General features: G+C 30.0%; 17 protein-coding genes. 9 read left to right on the top strand and 8 right to left on the bottom strand.

Annotation, left to right across the window (positions count from 1 at the left end):
• Positions 1-379 precede the first annotated feature (379 nt).
• The gene (locus tag QNK89_RS07965) at positions 380-1,039 is read right to left on the bottom strand and encodes an HAD family phosphatase (protein WP_340170483.1); all 660 of its coding nucleotides are present in this window, start codon (positions 1,037-1,039) and stop codon (positions 380-382) included.
• 207 nt (positions 1,040-1,246) lie between these two features.
• On the opposite strand from QNK89_RS07965, the gene QNK89_RS07960 reads away from it, so the two are divergent.
• The 7 genes from QNK89_RS07960 (at position 1,247) to QNK89_RS07930 (ending at position 5,722) form a co-directional block, all read left to right on the top strand.
• Positions 1,247-1,426, top strand: a complete 180-nt coding sequence (locus QNK89_RS07960) for a hypothetical protein (RefSeq protein ID WP_340170482.1) — start codon at positions 1,247-1,249, stop codon at positions 1,424-1,426.
• A gap of 6 nt (positions 1,427-1,432) precedes the next feature.
• Positions 1,433-1,906 carry a zinc-dependent peptidase gene (locus QNK89_RS07955; RefSeq protein WP_340170481.1) on the top strand — a complete coding sequence of 158 codons (474 nt, stop codon included), beginning with the start codon at positions 1,433-1,435 and terminating at the stop codon, positions 1,904-1,906.
• Between the two features lie 62 nt (positions 1,907-1,968).
• Positions 1,969-2,769, top strand: coding sequence for a sulfite exporter TauE/SafE family protein (locus tag QNK89_RS07950; protein WP_340170480.1), 801 nt, complete (start codon positions 1,969-1,971; stop codon positions 2,767-2,769).
• 72 nt (positions 2,770-2,841) lie between these two features.
• Positions 2,842-4,257: an MBL fold metallo-hydrolase gene (locus QNK89_RS07945; protein ID WP_340170479.1), complete on the top strand. Its 1,416-nt coding sequence runs from the start codon at positions 2,842-2,844 to the stop codon at positions 4,255-4,257.
• Between the two features lie 7 nt (positions 4,258-4,264).
• Positions 4,265-4,819 carry a YeeE/YedE thiosulfate transporter family protein gene (locus QNK89_RS07940; protein WP_340170478.1) on the top strand — a complete coding sequence of 185 codons (555 nt, stop codon included), beginning with the start codon at positions 4,265-4,267 and terminating at the stop codon, positions 4,817-4,819.
• Position 4,820: 1 nt separating this feature from the next.
• A complete protein-coding gene (locus QNK89_RS07935; protein ID WP_340170477.1) occupies positions 4,821-5,237 on the top strand; it encodes a DUF6691 family protein in 417 nt (138 codons plus the stop codon).
• A gap of 146 nt (positions 5,238-5,383) precedes the next feature.
• A complete protein-coding gene (locus QNK89_RS07930; RefSeq protein WP_340170476.1) occupies positions 5,384-5,722 on the top strand; it encodes a DUF4870 domain-containing protein in 339 nt (112 codons plus the stop codon).
• Positions 5,723-6,087: 365 nt separating this feature from the next.
• Here QNK89_RS07930 and dnaN read toward each other — a convergent pair whose 3' ends face one another.
• The 6 genes from dnaN to QNK89_RS07900 form a co-directional block, all read right to left on the bottom strand.
• On the bottom strand, positions 6,088-7,206 hold the full coding sequence (gene dnaN, locus QNK89_RS07925) for a DNA polymerase III subunit beta (protein WP_340170475.1): 1,119 nt from the start codon (positions 7,204-7,206) through the stop codon (positions 6,088-6,090).
• A 123-nt stretch (positions 7,207-7,329) separates the two neighbouring features.
• Positions 7,330-9,732 (bottom strand): gliding motility-associated ABC transporter substrate-binding protein GldG, encoded by a 2,403-nt coding sequence (gldG, locus tag QNK89_RS07920; protein ID WP_340170474.1) that lies wholly within the window; start codon positions 9,730-9,732, stop codon positions 7,330-7,332.
• Positions 9,733-9,744: 12 nt separating this feature from the next.
• A complete protein-coding gene (locus tag QNK89_RS07915) occupies positions 9,745-10,539 on the bottom strand; it encodes an SDR family oxidoreductase (protein ID WP_340170473.1) in 795 nt (264 codons plus the stop codon).
• A gap of 7 nt (positions 10,540-10,546) precedes the next feature.
• Positions 10,547-11,371, bottom strand: a complete 825-nt coding sequence (locus tag QNK89_RS07910; protein WP_340170472.1) for a hypothetical protein — start codon at positions 11,369-11,371, stop codon at positions 10,547-10,549.
• 40 nt (positions 11,372-11,411) lie between these two features.
• Positions 11,412-11,708, bottom strand: coding sequence for an antibiotic biosynthesis monooxygenase family protein (locus QNK89_RS07905; RefSeq protein ID WP_340170471.1), 297 nt, complete (start codon positions 11,706-11,708; stop codon positions 11,412-11,414).
• A 47-nt stretch (positions 11,709-11,755) separates the two neighbouring features.
• Entirely contained in the window at positions 11,756-12,610 is an 855-nt protein-coding gene (locus QNK89_RS07900; protein ID WP_340170470.1) for an SAM-dependent chlorinase/fluorinase, read from the bottom strand.
• A gap of 120 nt (positions 12,611-12,730) precedes the next feature.
• On the opposite strand from QNK89_RS07900, the gene QNK89_RS07895 reads away from it, so the two are divergent.
• Together QNK89_RS07895 and QNK89_RS07890 are read left to right on the top strand one after the other, a co-directional pair.
• Complete coding sequence (locus QNK89_RS07895; RefSeq protein ID WP_340170469.1) at positions 12,731-13,687, top strand: PhoH family protein; 957 nt, start codon at positions 12,731-12,733, stop codon at positions 13,685-13,687.
• Positions 13,688-13,806: 119 nt separating this feature from the next.
• Positions 13,807-14,757, top strand: a complete 951-nt coding sequence (locus QNK89_RS07890; protein WP_340170468.1) for a phosphoribosylaminoimidazolesuccinocarboxamide synthase — start codon at positions 13,807-13,809, stop codon at positions 14,755-14,757.
• 53 nt (positions 14,758-14,810) lie between these two features.
• Here the strand turns inward: QNK89_RS07890 and QNK89_RS07885 are convergent, their stop codons facing one another.
• Positions 14,811-16,055: a nuclear transport factor 2 family protein gene (locus QNK89_RS07885; RefSeq protein ID WP_340170467.1), complete on the bottom strand. Its 1,245-nt coding sequence runs from the start codon at positions 16,053-16,055 to the stop codon at positions 14,811-14,813.
• Positions 16,056-16,088: the final 33 nt, after the last annotated feature.

Genomic DNA, 16,088 nt, shown 5'->3' with positions numbered 1-16,088 from the left:
ATCTTTTCTTGCGTCTTCAACAATCATAATCTCATCATTAGACTGTATTGCGTGTCCACAAAACGAAATGTTTCTAGGAGATTCACTTGCTGGAAAGCCATAATTAGATTTTATATAATTCCTATCATTATCTAAAATTGTAATCTGAGAAATAGCTGTTTGGGCTATAAAACACATAATTTCTGTAATATTATCATAGCTTTCTTCATGAAGAGAATCTAATAAATTATAACTCTCTACAGCATGTTGTCTCTCTATTTCATTATTTGGTAATTAAGGTTCAATCATATTAAAAAAATGTAATTTAAATCAAATTAGTTTTTGATAAAATAGTTTTCGATATTTTATATACGAAGTTTTAGACAAGAGGGTTTTATAATTAATCTAGTATGTTGTTAATTTTATTATAATGGATAGAATTAAAATTATCTACAACACTATTAGCTAAGCTATAGTTTTGGTTTTTAGAATGGTAACTCTTATAGCCAATACAAAAAATACCTGCAGCATTTGCGGCTTTAATTCCATTTGTAGAGTCTTCTATTACCAAACATTCAGTTTTTAAAAAACCAGCTAGTTCAGCAGCTTTTATAAAAATTTCAGGATGTGGTTTTGAGGCCTTTAAATCTGCACCACTAATTTTAGCTATAAAATATTGGTCTAAGTTAAAGCGCTTAAAAACATTGTTAATGGTAAGCATAGAAGCAGAAGAGGCTAAAACGAGTGTTAAGCCATTATTATAATAATTTTTTATTAATTCTAAAACACCATCAATTAGCTGTAAGCTTGGGTCGCTATGAAATAGTTCTGTAAATATTTTACGTTTGCATTGCACTAAATCCTCTGGAGCATCATTTAAGTTAAAAATTTCGGAAATCTGTCTACAAACATTAATAGTAGATTGTCCTGTAAAAGATTCGTATAATTCATTTGAAACTTCAATTTTAAAAGTATCAAACATTAAAAAATAGGCTTTTTTATGTAGCGGTTCTGTATCTACAATAACACCATCCATATCAAATAAAACTGCTTTCAACATATTACTAATCTTTTTTTGCGAAGATAAGTTATCACATTTATTTTTTTCTCTCTCATATTTAGAATATTTTGCAAATACAATTTAACAATATGATTTATATTTTCATTTTTATAGTATTTGTGATCTTTGTAGGCTATGCTTTCTATATATCAAAAGCTAAAAAGATTAAAAAAGTGCCAAAGCATTGGCATGATTTATTAATAGAGCATGTACTATTTTATAAAAACCTTTCTTATAAAGATCAAGCCATTTTTAGAAAACGAATGCTACTTTTTTTTAAACGAAATAAATATTGATGGCGTTAATACTGAAATAGAAGAGTTAGATGAAATATTAATTGCTTCTAGTGGAATTATTCCTGTATTTGGTTTTCCAAATTGGAGTTAAAATAATTTGTCTGGAATAATAGTCTATCCAGATAGTTTTAATGAAGAATTACAATTTTCTGATAAAGACAAAAACAAGCGAATACTTGGTACAGGTCCTTTTGAAAAACAAATGATTCTCTCTAAAAAAGCAATTAGGCTAGCTTTTAATAACAAAACCGACAAACATAATACTCCAGTTCACAAATTTGTACATTTACTAGATAAAATGGACGGAGAAATAGATGGTGTGCCAGAGTTGTTTTTTGGGAAAGAATATATTGCGCCTTGGCTGGAACTAATGCATAAGGAAATGGAGGCTATTAATAATGATACATCCGATATTAGAAAATATGGAGGTACAAGTCAAACAGAATTCTTTGCTGTAGCTTCAGAATATTTTTTCGAAAGACCAAAACTATTGAAACAAAAACATCCAGAATTATACAAAATGCTGTCACTTTGTTTTCAACAACCAAAAAGCAAAACATTAAATTTGTAGAAGTATAATAGAAATAACAAAGTAAAACTCAATAGAAACAGTATTAAACTTTTAGACTTATAATGGAATTTCAAGAAATATTAGGCTACTTTGGTGCATTACTTATTGGTCTTGTTCTAGGTTTAATCGGTGGTGGTGGTTCTATTTTTACCGTTCCTATTCTTGTATATCTTATGTTTATTAATCCTGTTACTGCTTCAGCTTACTCATTATTTGTAGTTGGTATTTCTGCTTTATTTGGAGCCATTAGAAACATTAAAAAAGGACTTGTAGATTTTAGAACAGCTATCGTTTTTGCTACACCAGCTTTTATTGCAGTGTATTCTACTCGAAAATTTATTGTGCCAGCTATTCCAGATGAAATTGTAACGATTGGGAATTTTATATTAACCAAAAATATTGCAATCATGCTCTTCTTTGCATTAATTATGCTTGTAGCTGCAATTGTAATGATTAGAAGTAACCGAAAAGAAACAATTGAAGAAATGACAGTTAAGTATAATTATCCATTAATAATTATTGAAGGCGCAATAGTAGGAGTATTAACAGGAATTGTAGGAGCTGGTGGTGGGTTTTTAATTATACCAGCCTTGGTTTTATTAGCAAAGCTTCCCATGAAAAAAGCAGTAGCCACTTCGTTGTTAATTATTGCCATTAAATCGTTAATTGGTTTTATTGGTGACGTAGAAACAATAACTATAGATTGGACGTTTTTATTAAGCTTTACAGCAATTTCTGTAGTTGGTATATTTGTAGGTATTTACCTTTCTAATTTTATTGAAGGTAAAAAACTAAAAAAATATTTTGGATGGTTTGTACTCGTAATGGGAGTTTATATAATAATAAAGGAAGTCACACAATAAGAAAGATTCTGTAACTTAAGTTACAGTATATAACATAGAATTATATTATTTTTACATCATTAAATTAGTATCATGAATATAGAACAAATATACACAGGTTGCCTTGCACAAGGTGCATATTATATAGAAAGCGAAGGTGAAGTCGCTATTATAGACCCTTTACGTGAAGTAAAAAATTATATCGCTAAAGCAGAAGATAATAACGCCAAAATTAAGTACATTTTCGAAACACATTTTCATGCAGATTTCGTTTCTGGACATATAACTTTATCTAAATTCACTGGTGCACCAATTGTTTATGGACCAACTGCAAATCCATCGTTTGATGCTATTATAGCAGAAGATAATCAAGTATTTAAACTAGGAAAAATTACTATTACAGCCTTGCACACTCCAGGACACACTATGGAAAGTACAACGTATTTATTAAAAGATGAAAACGGAAAAGACCATGCTATTTTTAGTGGAGACACCTTATTTTTAGGAGATGTTGGTAGGCCAGATTTAGCTCAGAAAGCAGCAAGTATGACTATGGAAGATCTTGCTGGACTGTCTTTTGATAGTCTTCGTAATAAAATTATGCCTTTAGCAGACGATGTAACGGTTTATCCAGGTCATGGAGCAGGTTCTGCCTGTGGAAAGAATATGATGAAAGAAACTGTAGATACTTTAGGTAACCAAAAGCAAATGAATTATGCTTTGCGTGCAGATATGACTAAAGCAGAATTTGTAAAAGAACTAACTGAAGACTTATTGCCACCACCAAAGTATTTTCCTTTAAATGTCAAAATGAATAAGGAAGGCTATGAGGATATTGATAAAATAATCGAAAAAGGAACTAATGCCTTATCACCAAATGCTTTTGAAGTAACTGTAAACGAAACTGATGCATTAGTTTTAGACGTTCGTCACCAGTCAGAATTTATAAAAGGACACATTCCGCGTTCTATTTTTATTGGCTTAAAAGGCGAATTTGCGCCTTGGGTTGGTGCTTTAATAGCAGACGTAAAACAACCATTATTATTGGTTGTAGATAAAGGTAGCGAAGAAGAAGCGATTACAAGATTATCTCGTGTTGGTTTCGATAATACTTTAGGCTATTTAGAAGGTAGTTTTGAGGCATGGAAAGCCGAAGGAAAAGAAACAGATGATTTACTTTCTATTTCAGCAGATGAATTTAAACAACGATTAGAAAAAGACACTATTCCAGTTTTTGATGTAAGAAATGAAGGTGAATTTATTGCTGGACATATAGAAAATGCAAATTTTACACCTTTAGGTAATTTAAATGCATATTTAGCAGAATTTTCAAAAAATGATACTTTTTACGTGCATTGTGCTGGCGGTTATCGCTCTGTAATAGCTGCTTCTATTTTAAAGAGTAGAGGTATTCATAATCTAGTAGATATTGCTGGAGGAATGGCAGCAATAAAAAAAGTTGGTATTCCAGTTTCAGATTTTGTATGTCCTTCAACACTTAAAAAATAATTAATTTATGGATTTTATCTATAATACTTGGGCTTGGTATGTTGCTGGACCTTTAATTGCAATTACCATGTTTTTACTTATTAAAATGGGTAAGAAATTTGGTATGTCTTCAAACTTAAGAACCATGTGTTCTATTGGAGGCGCAGGAAAATTTGTAGATTTTTTTAAATTCGATTGGAAAAAAGACGTATGGAATTTATACGTTGTTGCAGGTGTTATTGTTGGTGGATTTTTAGCCCTACAATTTCTAACACCAACAGCACCACAAATTCATCCAGATGTGGTTTTACAACTTCAAGACTTAAGCATAACCAGTACAAATACTTCATTTTTACCAACAGAATTATTTAGTTTAGAGAGCTTATTAACATTAAAAGGATTTACTATTATTTTAATTGGTGGATTTCTAGTTGGTTTTGGTGCACGTTACGCAGGTGGTTGTACTTCTGGTCATGCTATTTCTGGCTTAAGTAATTTACAATTACCATCGCTAATCGCTGTTATTGGTTTTTTTATTGGTGGTTTTGTAATGATTCATTTAATATTTCCTTTAATTTTTTAATATGAAGAGTTTCGTAAGTTTTTTTAGTATTGGTTTATTCTTAGGCATATTATTCATTAAATCTGAAGTAGCTTCATGGTTTCGTATTTACGAAATGTTTCAGTTTAAAAGCTTTCATATGTATGGTATTATTGGTTCAGCAATAGCTTTGGGAATTATTATAATAAAGTATTTAAAATATTCTCAAGCTAAAGATTTTGATGGAAAAGACATTACCATTAAACCAAAAGAAAAAGGGTTTACTAGATATATTGTTGGAGGTATCATTTTTGGATTAGGTTGGGCTCTTGCAGGCGCATGTCCTGGACCAATGTATGTTTTAATTGGTACATTTTTACCTAGTATTTTAGTGCTCATTCTTGGAGCACTTTTAGGAACTTTTGTCTACGGACTTTTTAAGAATAAGTTGCCACATTAATATTTTTATGTTTTATATTATTTTTTTGCTCATTTTTTATCAATGAAAAATGAAAGAATAAAAAATGTAACACTTTCAATAATTCTACGTCTTATAAGTATCAATCAATCGTTCTGAATTTATTTCAGAATAAAAAAATCAAAACCATGAAACAAGACAGACAATTATTAGTTATTACTCATTTAAGTCAATTATTAACAGCTATTACAGGCTTTGGTGGACTTATTGTCCCTTTAGTAATCTGGCTTACTAAAAAGGACGAAGATTACCAAATAGACGAACAAGGCAAGAAAATTATTAATTTTCAATTAAGTTTAATTGTAATCTTTATAATTTGTATTCCTTTAATTTTATTATTTGGTCTTGGGCTTTTAGGTTTTATCTTACTAGGTATTATTTCGGTATTATTTCCTATAATAAATGCAATAAAAGCTAATAATGGAGAAAACCAAACATATCCTTTCAGTTATAATTTTATAAACTAGACAAATGGAAACCGAAAGTAAGACCACTAAATACATAGGACTAGGAATTGCATTAGGATCTAGTTTGGGTACAACCGTTGGTTGTGTTATTGAACTGTAACCGATAATTTTGGATTATGGATTAGCCTTGGAGTTTCTTTAGGAGTAGTTGCTGGAATTGTTTACAAAAGTATAATGGATAAAAAACAACAGATAGTAAAAAGTAAATACCTTTATCTTATAATTTTATTAGTTAGTTAAAAGTTAATTATTAGATAAAGAAAAACGCAACCCGAAAAGGTTGCATTTTTTAATTCCTGAAAAAGCAGAAATCTATATTTATATTAAGAGTTACATCATGAGATTCCTGCCTTGGCAGGAATTTGTTAATTATTCAACATAACAGGCATTACAAGCATTGTAACATGTTCACCTTCATCTAAACCATCTACAGGAGTTAAAATTCCAGCTCTGTTTGGCATACTCATTTCAAGTTGCACTTCAGATGCGTTAAGGTTATTCAACATTTCTGTTAAGAAACGAGAGTTAAATCCAATTTGCATATCGTCACCTTGATAATCACACGTTAAGCGCTCTTCTGCTTTGTTAGAATAATCAATATCTTCTGCAGAAATATTAAGTTCTGCACCAGCAATTTTTAAACGAATTTGATGTGTTGTTTTATTTGAGAAAATACTAACGCGCTTTACAGAGTTTAAAAACTGAGTTCTGTCGATATTTAATTTATTTGGGTTTTCTTTAGGAATGACTGCTTCGTAATTAGGATATTTTCCATCAATTAATCGGCAAACTAAAATGGTATTTTCGAATGTGAATTTAGCGTTAGAATCGTTGTATTCTATAGTTACATTCTCATCCCTAGAAGATAAAATAGCTTTTAATAATGTTAACGGTTTCTTAGGCATAATAAATTCTGCAACTTGAGAAGCAGAAACATCTTCGCGTGTATATTTCACTAATTTGTGCGCATCTGTTGCTACAAAAGTTAAGTTGTCTGGAGAAAACTGAAAGAATACACCACTCATTACTGGTCTTAAATCGTCGTTTCCAGCAGCAAAAATTGTTTTACTAATTGCAGTTGCTAAAATATCTCCAGAAATAGTAGTGCTAGAAGGATCTTCAAGCGCTACTGCTTTTGGAAACTCCGCTCCATCTGCATATGCTAAAGCATATTTACCATGGTTAGAGCTAATTTCAATAGTGTTATTTTCTTCAACAGTAAACGTTAACGGTTGTTCTGGAAACGTTTTTAAAGTATCTAATAATAATCGAGCAGGAATAGCAACACTTCCTTTGCTATCACTTTCTATATCTAATGTAGAAGACATTGTTGTTTCTAAATCACTTGCAGAAACGGTTAATGCGTTATTATCTATATCGAAAAGGAAATTATCTAAAATAGGTAAAGTATTAGAGCTGTTAATTACACCTCCTAAAACTTGTAACTGCTTAAGTAAATAAGTACTTGATACTATAAACTTCATATATAATTGGTCTATTAAATTCTGAATAATTAATTACTACAAATATATTGTTTAAGAGTCTAAAAGTGAAACAAACTTATTAACAGTTTTTTTAATTATTCTGTAGGTTTTAGTTGGCTGTATTTAAGATTTTTTTGTGTATTTTTTCTTTCTAAAAAAATTAAAAACAAACCCAAACAAGCCTAAAAACGATAAAGGCAATACAATATTAATTACTTGCCATTTGGTTTTTTTCTCTTTAGTGATTTTTGTATAATCTAAAAATGCCACTTTTACTTCTTTGCTTCGAATGTTTATAAGTCCATCATCGTCTAAAAGATAGTTAACAGCATTAAGTAAAAATTCTTTGTTTCCGTATGTTTCTTTGGTCCATTTATCGAAACCTAAAGTTGTTGGTCTTCCTTTGTCTAAATCGTTTTTAATTACATCACCATCTGCAATTATAATCATTTTAGTAGCAACACTTTTTGTAATGTCGTTTTCAATTTTAAGAGGTTTTACACGATTATTATACACCGAAGTAAACTCACCTTCTAATAGTACTGCAAGGTTTTGTCTGCCTTTAGTAAAAAGCTTAGAATCTGGCTCTTTTAAAGTAAATTCTATACTAAGTTCTTTAGGAGTGCCTTCTAAACGACTTGGTTTATCACTTTTAAGTAAAATAGTCTTCTTTATGTCGTTTTTAAGTGTATCTATTTGGTTTGCAAAATCAAATTTCACAAAGTTTATATTGTTTACAATTGGATGGTTAACATCACTTAAGGCTAAAGGAGAGTATGGCCATAAAAAATGCTGTAGTTTTAAACTTTCATCTTGACCTGTTTCTAAAGTAATTCTACCAATATTCTGGCTCTTAACACTTGTTAACACAGGATTAATACGTGCTCCATACTTAAAAAAGAAATCTGTTAAATTTAAATCTCTTCGTACTGCTACATTTTTACCTTCAGGATTAAACAAGCTATCCTTTTCCATTATAATCTTATCTATTAACCAAAGACCTTTTCCACCATTCATAGTGTATTGGTCTAAGATATATTTCTCTTCTTCAGAGAATGCTTCTGTTGGTTTTGCGGCAATTATTAAATCGTATTCGTTTAAAGATTTTGAAGCTTTAAGCGGATTTGTTGCTACGCTATCTAAGGTGAATGGTGCAATATAATAGTATTGTTGAAGTGTTTTTAATAGATCTGCAATTTTAAGATCTGGCAATTCATTATTACCTTTTAAAATTGCAATTTTTCTACGTTTTGGATTAATAAGTCTACTTAAACCGTCAGCAAATGCATATTCTAAATGTTGCACAGAGTTTGTTACCGTTTCTTGTTGGTTTGCGTTTACTTTATATTTAACTAAAGGTATGTCTACAGTTTGGTTATTATAGCTAGCCAAAGCCCACGGAATAATAATACGTTGCGATTGCTTCCCATTATCTTGAACGCTAAGTTGCATAGGTGTTAAGCCACGTTCATTAAATTGAGCTATTCTAAGGTCTTGGTTAGCTTTATCTTCAAAAGGATCTATAAAATTAAATTTTATATCACCATTGTAAGCAGAAAATTCTTCTAGTAATTGTTTTGTTTCGGTTTGTAGTCTTCTATATTCCGAAGGAAAATCTTCACCTTCTAAAAACACATCAATTACTATTGGAGAATCTACGTTTTTTAAAATATTTAAAGAGGCTTCGTTTAGAGTATAACGACTATCTAAAGTTAAGTCGAAACGTTGGTATAAACCACCTTGTGCAAGTGAAGCATTTAATACTATTAGAGTTAATGGTAATACTATAAAATGAAACCATTTAGTTGGCTTTGCGCTTTCACTATTTATTCTAACTATAGTCCATGCTATAAAAAACACAGTAACACTTAAAAAGTATAGAATATCTCTAGTGTCTAGAACACCTCTGCTCATACTTTTATAGTGCGTGCTCATACCAAATTGTTCTATCCAAGGCGCAATAAAATCTACTAAACCTTCAAAGCCAACATAGAAGAAAAAACAACTAAAAACAGCAATAATAAACGCGACAATTTGGTTATTGCTTAAAGTGGAGGAAAAAATGCCTATTGCTGTATATGCAGCAACTAAAAATAAGAGTCCAATATAAGAACCTAGTGTACTACCTATATCAAGATTACCAATTGGTTTTCCTAATTGATTAATTGTATAAACATAAAGTAGCGTAGGTATTAATGCTAAAATTATTAATAAAAACGAACCAAAATATTTACCTAAAACAATTTGTAAATGTGAAATAGGTTTAGTTAATAATAATTCTAGAGTACCTTGTTTTTTTTCATCACTAAAACTGCGCATTGTTACTGCAGGAATAAGGAAAATTAAAATCCATGGAGAGAGTAAAAAGAATGAAGAAAGGTCTGCAAAGCCATAATCTAAAATATTGAATTCTCCTTTAAACAGCCATAAAAACAAGCCGTTTAATAATAAAAATATAGCTATAACCAAATAGCCAATAGGTGAAGCAAAGAATGAGTTTATTTCTTTTTTTAAAATAGCAAACATTAATTTATAGTATTATGTGACGCTTAATTTAGTAATCATTTTTGATAAAATTTTAGGAAAAAACCTTTTGGTGTAAACCGCTAACTTTTCCTTAAAACCAGCAATATAAACCTCTTGTCTCTTTTTTAATATGGCTTTGGCCATTAATATTGCAAAATAATTTGGTGCAATCCCATTTTTTGTTGCCTTATCCATTTTTTGTTGAGGGCTTCCATCACCTGTTAACGCATTGAGTGATACATTAGTATTTACAAATCCAGGACATATTAAAGTAATAGTAATATTATCTTGTTGTAGTTCTGCTCTTAGGCTATCAAAAAAACCATGCAATGCGTGTTTACTAGCAGCATAACTAGATCTTAAAGGTGTTCCTATTTTACCAACAATGCTTGAAGTAACTACTATTTGTCCAGATTTATTTTTAATAAAATGTGGTAATATTAGTTTTGTTAGTGCTACAGTACCTAAATAATTAATGTCCATTAAACGTTTATCTACAGCAATATCTGTTTCTCTAGCTAAAGCACGTTGACTAATTCCTGCATTGTTAACTATAATATCAATTGTTTCAAATAAAGTAATAGCACTATCTACTTTAGATTTTAAATTAGTGTAATCTTCAATGTCTAAAGCAATCAATTTTACGTTTTCAGGATTTTCACAAAGTTGTTTTACTGTTTTTAATGTTTCTATATTTCTAGATGAAAGTATAATTTTAGCACCTTGTCTCGATAATTCAATTGCAAGATGTTTTCCTATTCCAGAAGAAGCACCAGTAATCCAAACGACTTTATTATTGAAACTCATAGCTTGATTAGTTATTATTACTCATTTTATTCCAAGCTTTCAAAGTTATTATTACTAAACTTTCCTCTTCTAAATTAAAAATAGAAACATATTTTTTTCCTAGTATATAATGCGTTTTCCAATCTACATATTTTTTATAAAGTAATAATGTACAAATGTCTGTAGAATTTATATATTCTGAAACAATATGAGAATGTAAAGTAGCAACTGTAGGTTTGTTTTTATCTTCTGAGGTATAGGGTAATTGAATAATGGAATTGTGTATTTTTTCTTTAGTTTTAAGCTTGTTCTTGTTGTTGTATTTTAATAAATAATCATTTCCAAGTAAAACAATTCCACTTATTTGAGGTCCAGTTATAACAAATACTTTTCTTTCTTTTTCTGTAATTACAGGAATAAAGTTTAACACAGTGTTGTTATAAAAACTAAAAAAGCTATCTGTGTTTTTAGCAGCTCTATTTTGTGCGTCTTTTCTTAAAGCTATTAAGTCTTTTTCTAAATCTAAAATTTTCAAATTAGTAACATCTACCTTAATTGGTTTTGTTTGTGTTAAACTATCAAAAGTATACCTAACTAAAATTTTAGAATTATTGAATCTGCTGTAAAAAATGGTATTAATCTTAGACTCCTTATTTTCATAAGATAAATAACCACCTATACTATCTTTTTTATCACTAAAACGGGTTAAAAAGTCATCCGTTCCATACCAAGAGCCTTTTTCTAGTCTATAAAGCAGCTTACCTTCATTAAGAATTTCATCAACTTGTTTTGTATTTTGCGAGTACATATTGAAGCTAATAAAAACTAAAATAAGTAGTATGATTTTTTTCATTATTTATGTTTTAAGAACGATACACTAAAATAGTGATCATTTATTTAATTGTAGCAATTTTATCTACACTCCAAGCTTCTGGCTTGGCATTAAACATTGGTTTTGTTTTAGACCATACACCTTTAAATAGTTCAGAATGTCTGTAATTATTTAAATCAACTTCAGTATTCCAATAACTATACGTAAAAAAAATATTTGTATTGTGTTTATCGCGATATAATTCAAGAAATTGGCAACCTTCAAAATCTCGAATCTTTTGTTTTACAGTTTCAAAATTTGCTAAAAATGGTTTAATATTTTCATCAGCAAAACTCATTTTTACAATTCTTACAAACATGTATTTAAATTTAAAGATTAAAGGCAACAATATTTTGCCATTATAAATTATTGTAAAGTATTTATTGTAGATTTTATAAAATTAATGGTAACCGTATCTCGTAATTTTAAACCCATTAAAGAACTTGCGCCACCAACACTACCTGTGTTTCCTTTGTAAATTGCAATTTCCAAATATTTTGAGGAGTTAAAAACTACCAAACCACGGCCTTCATCATTTCTAATTTCTTCTGGAGTAGTAAAATTTACGATGTCGCTATATTTTGCATGTATTTTTTTAAACTTATGGTTTCTAGCAGACACTTCAAAACGTCTACCTTTCTGTATCGTTTCAAAAAACGATTTCCTTATGTTGGTTATTACGTTCCCATAATTATCAACGTATATTATACTTCCTATAATTTGTGTTTTTTCATCGTTAACATAAGGCTCTAAATTTCTAATAGGCTTAATGTTATTTATGCTTTTACCAATAACAGGCAAAGTACCACCACGTGCAATATGGCAAGCAACTTTTACAAATACGTCTAGAACCGGAAAGCTAGTTTCAATTTTATCATGAATATTAATCTCAACTATTTGTTTGGGTGAAATTTCCGCACAAATCATACTCATAATTCCATTATTGGCACATACAAAAAAATGACCATCTAATTCTATGGCTATATGTTTATTCTCTTCATTAATTTCAGAGTCAATACCTATAATGTGTATTGTTCCATCTGGAAAGCTACTATAAGCATTCTGAATAATATATGCAGCTTCAGGAATATTAAAAGGAGATACAGAATGTGAGATATCAACAATTTTCACTTCTGGCATTTCGCTGTAAATAGCACCTTTTATAGCACCAGCAAAGTGATCTTTCTCACCAAAGTCTGTTGTTAAAGTGATAATCGCCATTTATAATTGTTGATATTTTTTTTAATTAATATGAATAAAAGTTGTCTAACTTCCATAAGTTTATAACACAGAACAAAACTAAGAAAATAGAATAGAAAATCTCAATAAAATGATGCGCTTTTGAACGAAATTATAATTCAACTTGAAGAAATCACTCCAAAAGAATTTTTTGGAACAGGAAATGAAAACATTAAGTTATTAAAAAAACACTTTCCTAAATTAAAAATAGTTGCTCGTGGCAACCAAATTAAAGCTTTTGGAGAAGAAGAGCTTTTAGACGAGTTTAATAGACGTCTCAATATGCTACTTAAGCATTTTGCGAAATATAATAAGCTAGACGAGAATTTAATAGAACGTGTTTTAACAAGTAACACTAGCGATGATTATAAAACTTCATCTCAAAGTGGAGAAACCATTGTTCATGGTGTAAATGGAAAACTAATAAAAGCGCAAACAGCAAACCAACGTAAACTGGTTGAGCTTATGCGCAAAAATGATATGGTTTTTGCCATAGGTCCAGCTGGTACAGGTAAAACTTATACAGGAGTTGCACTAGCAGTACAAGCATTAAAAAGTAAAGAAGTTAAACGTATTATTTTAACAAGACCAGCAGTAGAGGCAGGAGAGAATTTAGGTTTTTTACCTGGAGATTTAAAAGAGAAATTAGATCCATATATGCAACCTTTATACGATGCATTGCGAGATATGATTGCTCCAGAAAAACTAGCACAATACATAGAAAATGGAACAATACAAATAGCACCTTTGGCATTTATGCGTGGACGAACACTAGACAATGCCTTTGTTATTTTAGACGAAGGGCAAAACACTACACATGCACAGATGAAAATGTTTTTGACCAGAATGGGAAAAAACGCAAAGTTTTTATTAACAGGAGATCCTGGCCAAATTGATTTACCTAGACGTACTATTTCTGGTTTAAAAGAAGCACTTTTAGTACTTAAGGATGTTGAAGGTATTGGTATGGTTTTTCTAGATGATAAAGATGTTGTACGCCATAAATTAGTTAAAAAAGTTATTGCAGCTTATAGAAATATCGAAAATATAGATGTTTAATTTTTTTTAAATAAAGAGAAAACAAGTTCATCATTGCGAGACAAATTAATAAATTTGTAAAATAATTAAAGAGATTACCACGTCAATACTTTCTATGTAATGACATATTATATTAAAGAATGAGTAATACAATAACAGATTCAAATTTCAACTTTACAGGACAAAAAAGTGTCTATAAAGGAAAAGTAAGAGCAGTATATAATATCAACGATCAAGAATTGGTAATGGTTGCAACCGATAGATTGAGCGCTTTCGATGTGGTGATGCCTAAAGGTATTCCGTATAAAGGCCAAATTCTAAATCAGATTGCAACAAAATTCATGGCTCAAACAGATGATCTTGTACCAAACTGGCTTACAGCAACACCAGATCCTAATGTTGCAGTTGGTCATCTTTGTGAACCTTTTAAAGTAGAAATGGTAATTCGTGGCTATATGTCTGGTCATGCAGCAAGAGAATATAAAGCAGGTAAGCGATTATTGTGTGGAGTTGAAATGCCAGAAGACATGAAAGAAAACGATATGTTTCCTTCACCAATAATTACACCTGCTACAAAAGCCGAAATGGGAGATCATGATGAAGACATTTCTCGTGAGGACATCATTGAAAAAGGAATTGTTAGCGAAGCAGATTATCTAGTTCTAGAAGATTATACACGTAAATTGTTTCAACGTGGTACAGAAATAGCAGCTTCTCGAGAGTTGATTTTAGTGGATACTAAATACGAATTCGGAAAAACCAAAGACGGAAAAATAGTATTGATAGACGAAATCCATACACCAGATTCTTCCCGTTATTTCTATGCAGATGGTTATCAAGAGCGTCAAGATAGAGGAGAGGCACAAAAACAACTCTCGAAAGAGTTTGTGCGCCAATGGTTAATAGCAAATAACTTTCAAGGTTTAGAAGGTCAATCTATTCCTTTTATGAGTGATGAATATATTGAAACAGTTTCTGAACGTTACATAGAATTGTACGAGCAAATTATGGGAGAAAAATTTGTAAAGGCAGATGTATATAATATACACGAAAGGATTGCTAAAAATGTAGAAAAGTATTTAGCTAATTAAATTATAAAGATTTACCATTAAAAAAGACCTAAGAAATTAGGTCTTTTTTAGTTTTACTCTTTTGGATATTTACCAACATCCTTATGTTGCCATATCAAATTCACAATTTGCCATTTGCCATCTAATTTCATTAAATGTAAATATTCGACCCAATTATCTGAAACGAGCTTAACATTTGCAATGCGATTATAAATATCAAGAATCGTTACTTTATTGTCTGGAGGAGTTGGAAATTTAGTATTAGACTTATTCCAAGAATTAGAAAATTCAATCATTTGGGCTTTTGTAGTTCTTTTAGAGTATTCTTTTTTTGTGCTTCTATCCCAACCAATAGTAACTTTATTTAGGCTATCGTTCATGACTTCATTCATAAGTTCTGGTTTTAATTGTTGTAAACTAATTAAATAACCTAGTGCTTTTTCTTTAATTTGAATAGTATTTTTCTTTGTAGCTATTTTACTTAGTGTAATATTTAGGTTAGAAGGAACATTACGTTCTCTAATTAGTTTACCATCAACGTCTAATTGTTTTAATTTAGTATTATTACCTATACTATCGTATCGTTTTTCACCAATAGCAAATTGCCATTGGTTCAATGCTAAAGCACCTTTGCTATTATGGTATGTATAAGTAATGTGATTTCCTATAGAATCGTATGTGTCTTGATAAGAAGCAATACCATCTGTGTTATTTGTGATTTCTAAATCTTTGTTTAAGTTATAATGGGCTTTTGGCGCTCCATTTTTATCCAATGTAATGCCAGTAGTTCCAAATCTAAAATATGGCGAGACATTCACTTCTTGGTTTTCTAAATTATAACGTCTTTCAATAATTAATTCTTTGTGTTTTGTCCAAACATAAGTAGAAATCTTCCAATTAGACTCCATAGGTTTATCTTCTAAATCATAAAAATCAAGCTTAGTTTTAAAACCTTTGTTACTGTAAGTAAATACTTCCTTATATACTTGCCTATCGTTAGTTATCCGTTTGTTATTTAGATCGAAAAAGGTTCTTGTTTCTATGTTGCCTTCATAGGTAATAACCATTTTGTAAACTCCTATTGAAGCTAAAGGATGTTGTTTTTCAGTATGATAATGGTTATTAATAATTTCATTTAGTTTGCCATTTTTATCATAATTAAAAATATAATGAGAAGTAGACATTGCAGTTTTGTTTGAAATTGGGTGAATACCTGCTAATTCTATAAAAGGTGATATATGATTATACCTTAGATGTCTAAAATAGTTTGTGCCTGTATACTCTTGAGCATATATTGATGTAGAAACGCATAATACCAATAGTAATTTTAAAATCTTAATACAAATAGATTA

The organism is Lacinutrix sp. (assembly GCF_037625555.1).
Classification (GTDB): Bacteria; Bacteroidota; Bacteroidia; order Flavobacteriales; family Flavobacteriaceae; genus Lacinutrix.
The sequence above is the reverse complement of the archived record's forward strand: the minus strand, read 5'-3'. Positions and strand labels throughout refer to the sequence as shown.

What these genes read in the sequence shown, in the direction of transcription:
- QNK89_RS07965 (WP_340170483.1), bottom strand. Translation starts at nt 1,039, where the DNA reads ATGTTGAAAGCAGTTTTATTTGATATGGATGGTGTTATTGTAGATACA.
- QNK89_RS07960 (WP_340170482.1), top strand. Translation starts at nt 1,247, where the DNA reads ATGTACTATTTTATAAAAACCTTTCTTATAAAGATCAAGCCATTTTTA.
- QNK89_RS07950 (WP_340170480.1), top strand. Translation starts at nt 1,969, where the DNA reads ATGGAATTTCAAGAAATATTAGGCTACTTTGGTGCATTACTTATTGGT.
- QNK89_RS07945 (WP_340170479.1), top strand. Translation starts at nt 2,842, where the DNA reads ATGAATATAGAACAAATATACACAGGTTGCCTTGCACAAGGTGCATAT.
- QNK89_RS07940 (WP_340170478.1), top strand. Translation starts at nt 4,265, where the DNA reads ATGGATTTTATCTATAATACTTGGGCTTGGTATGTTGCTGGACCTTTA.
- QNK89_RS07935 (WP_340170477.1), top strand. Translation starts at nt 4,821, where the DNA reads ATGAAGAGTTTCGTAAGTTTTTTTAGTATTGGTTTATTCTTAGGCATA.
- QNK89_RS07930 (WP_340170476.1), top strand. Translation starts at nt 5,384, where the DNA reads ATGAAACAAGACAGACAATTATTAGTTATTACTCATTTAAGTCAATTA.
- dnaN (WP_340170475.1), bottom strand. Translation starts at nt 7,206, where the DNA reads ATGAAGTTTATAGTATCAAGTACTTATTTACTTAAGCAGTTACAAGTT.
- gldG (WP_340170474.1), bottom strand. Translation starts at nt 9,732, where the DNA reads ATGTTTGCTATTTTAAAAAAAGAAATAAACTCATTCTTTGCTTCACCT.
- QNK89_RS07915 (WP_340170473.1), bottom strand. Translation starts at nt 10,539, where the DNA reads ATGAGTTTCAATAATAAAGTCGTTTGGATTACTGGTGCTTCTTCTGGA.
- QNK89_RS07910 (WP_340170472.1), bottom strand. Translation starts at nt 11,371, where the DNA reads ATGAAAAAAATCATACTACTTATTTTAGTTTTTATTAGCTTCAATATG.
- QNK89_RS07905 (WP_340170471.1), bottom strand. Translation starts at nt 11,708, where the DNA reads ATGTTTGTAAGAATTGTAAAAATGAGTTTTGCTGATGAAAATATTAAA.
- QNK89_RS07900 (WP_340170470.1), bottom strand. Translation starts at nt 12,610, where the DNA reads ATGGCGATTATCACTTTAACAACAGACTTTGGTGAGAAAGATCACTTT.
- QNK89_RS07890 (WP_340170468.1), top strand. Translation starts at nt 13,807, where the DNA reads ATGAGTAATACAATAACAGATTCAAATTTCAACTTTACAGGACAAAAA.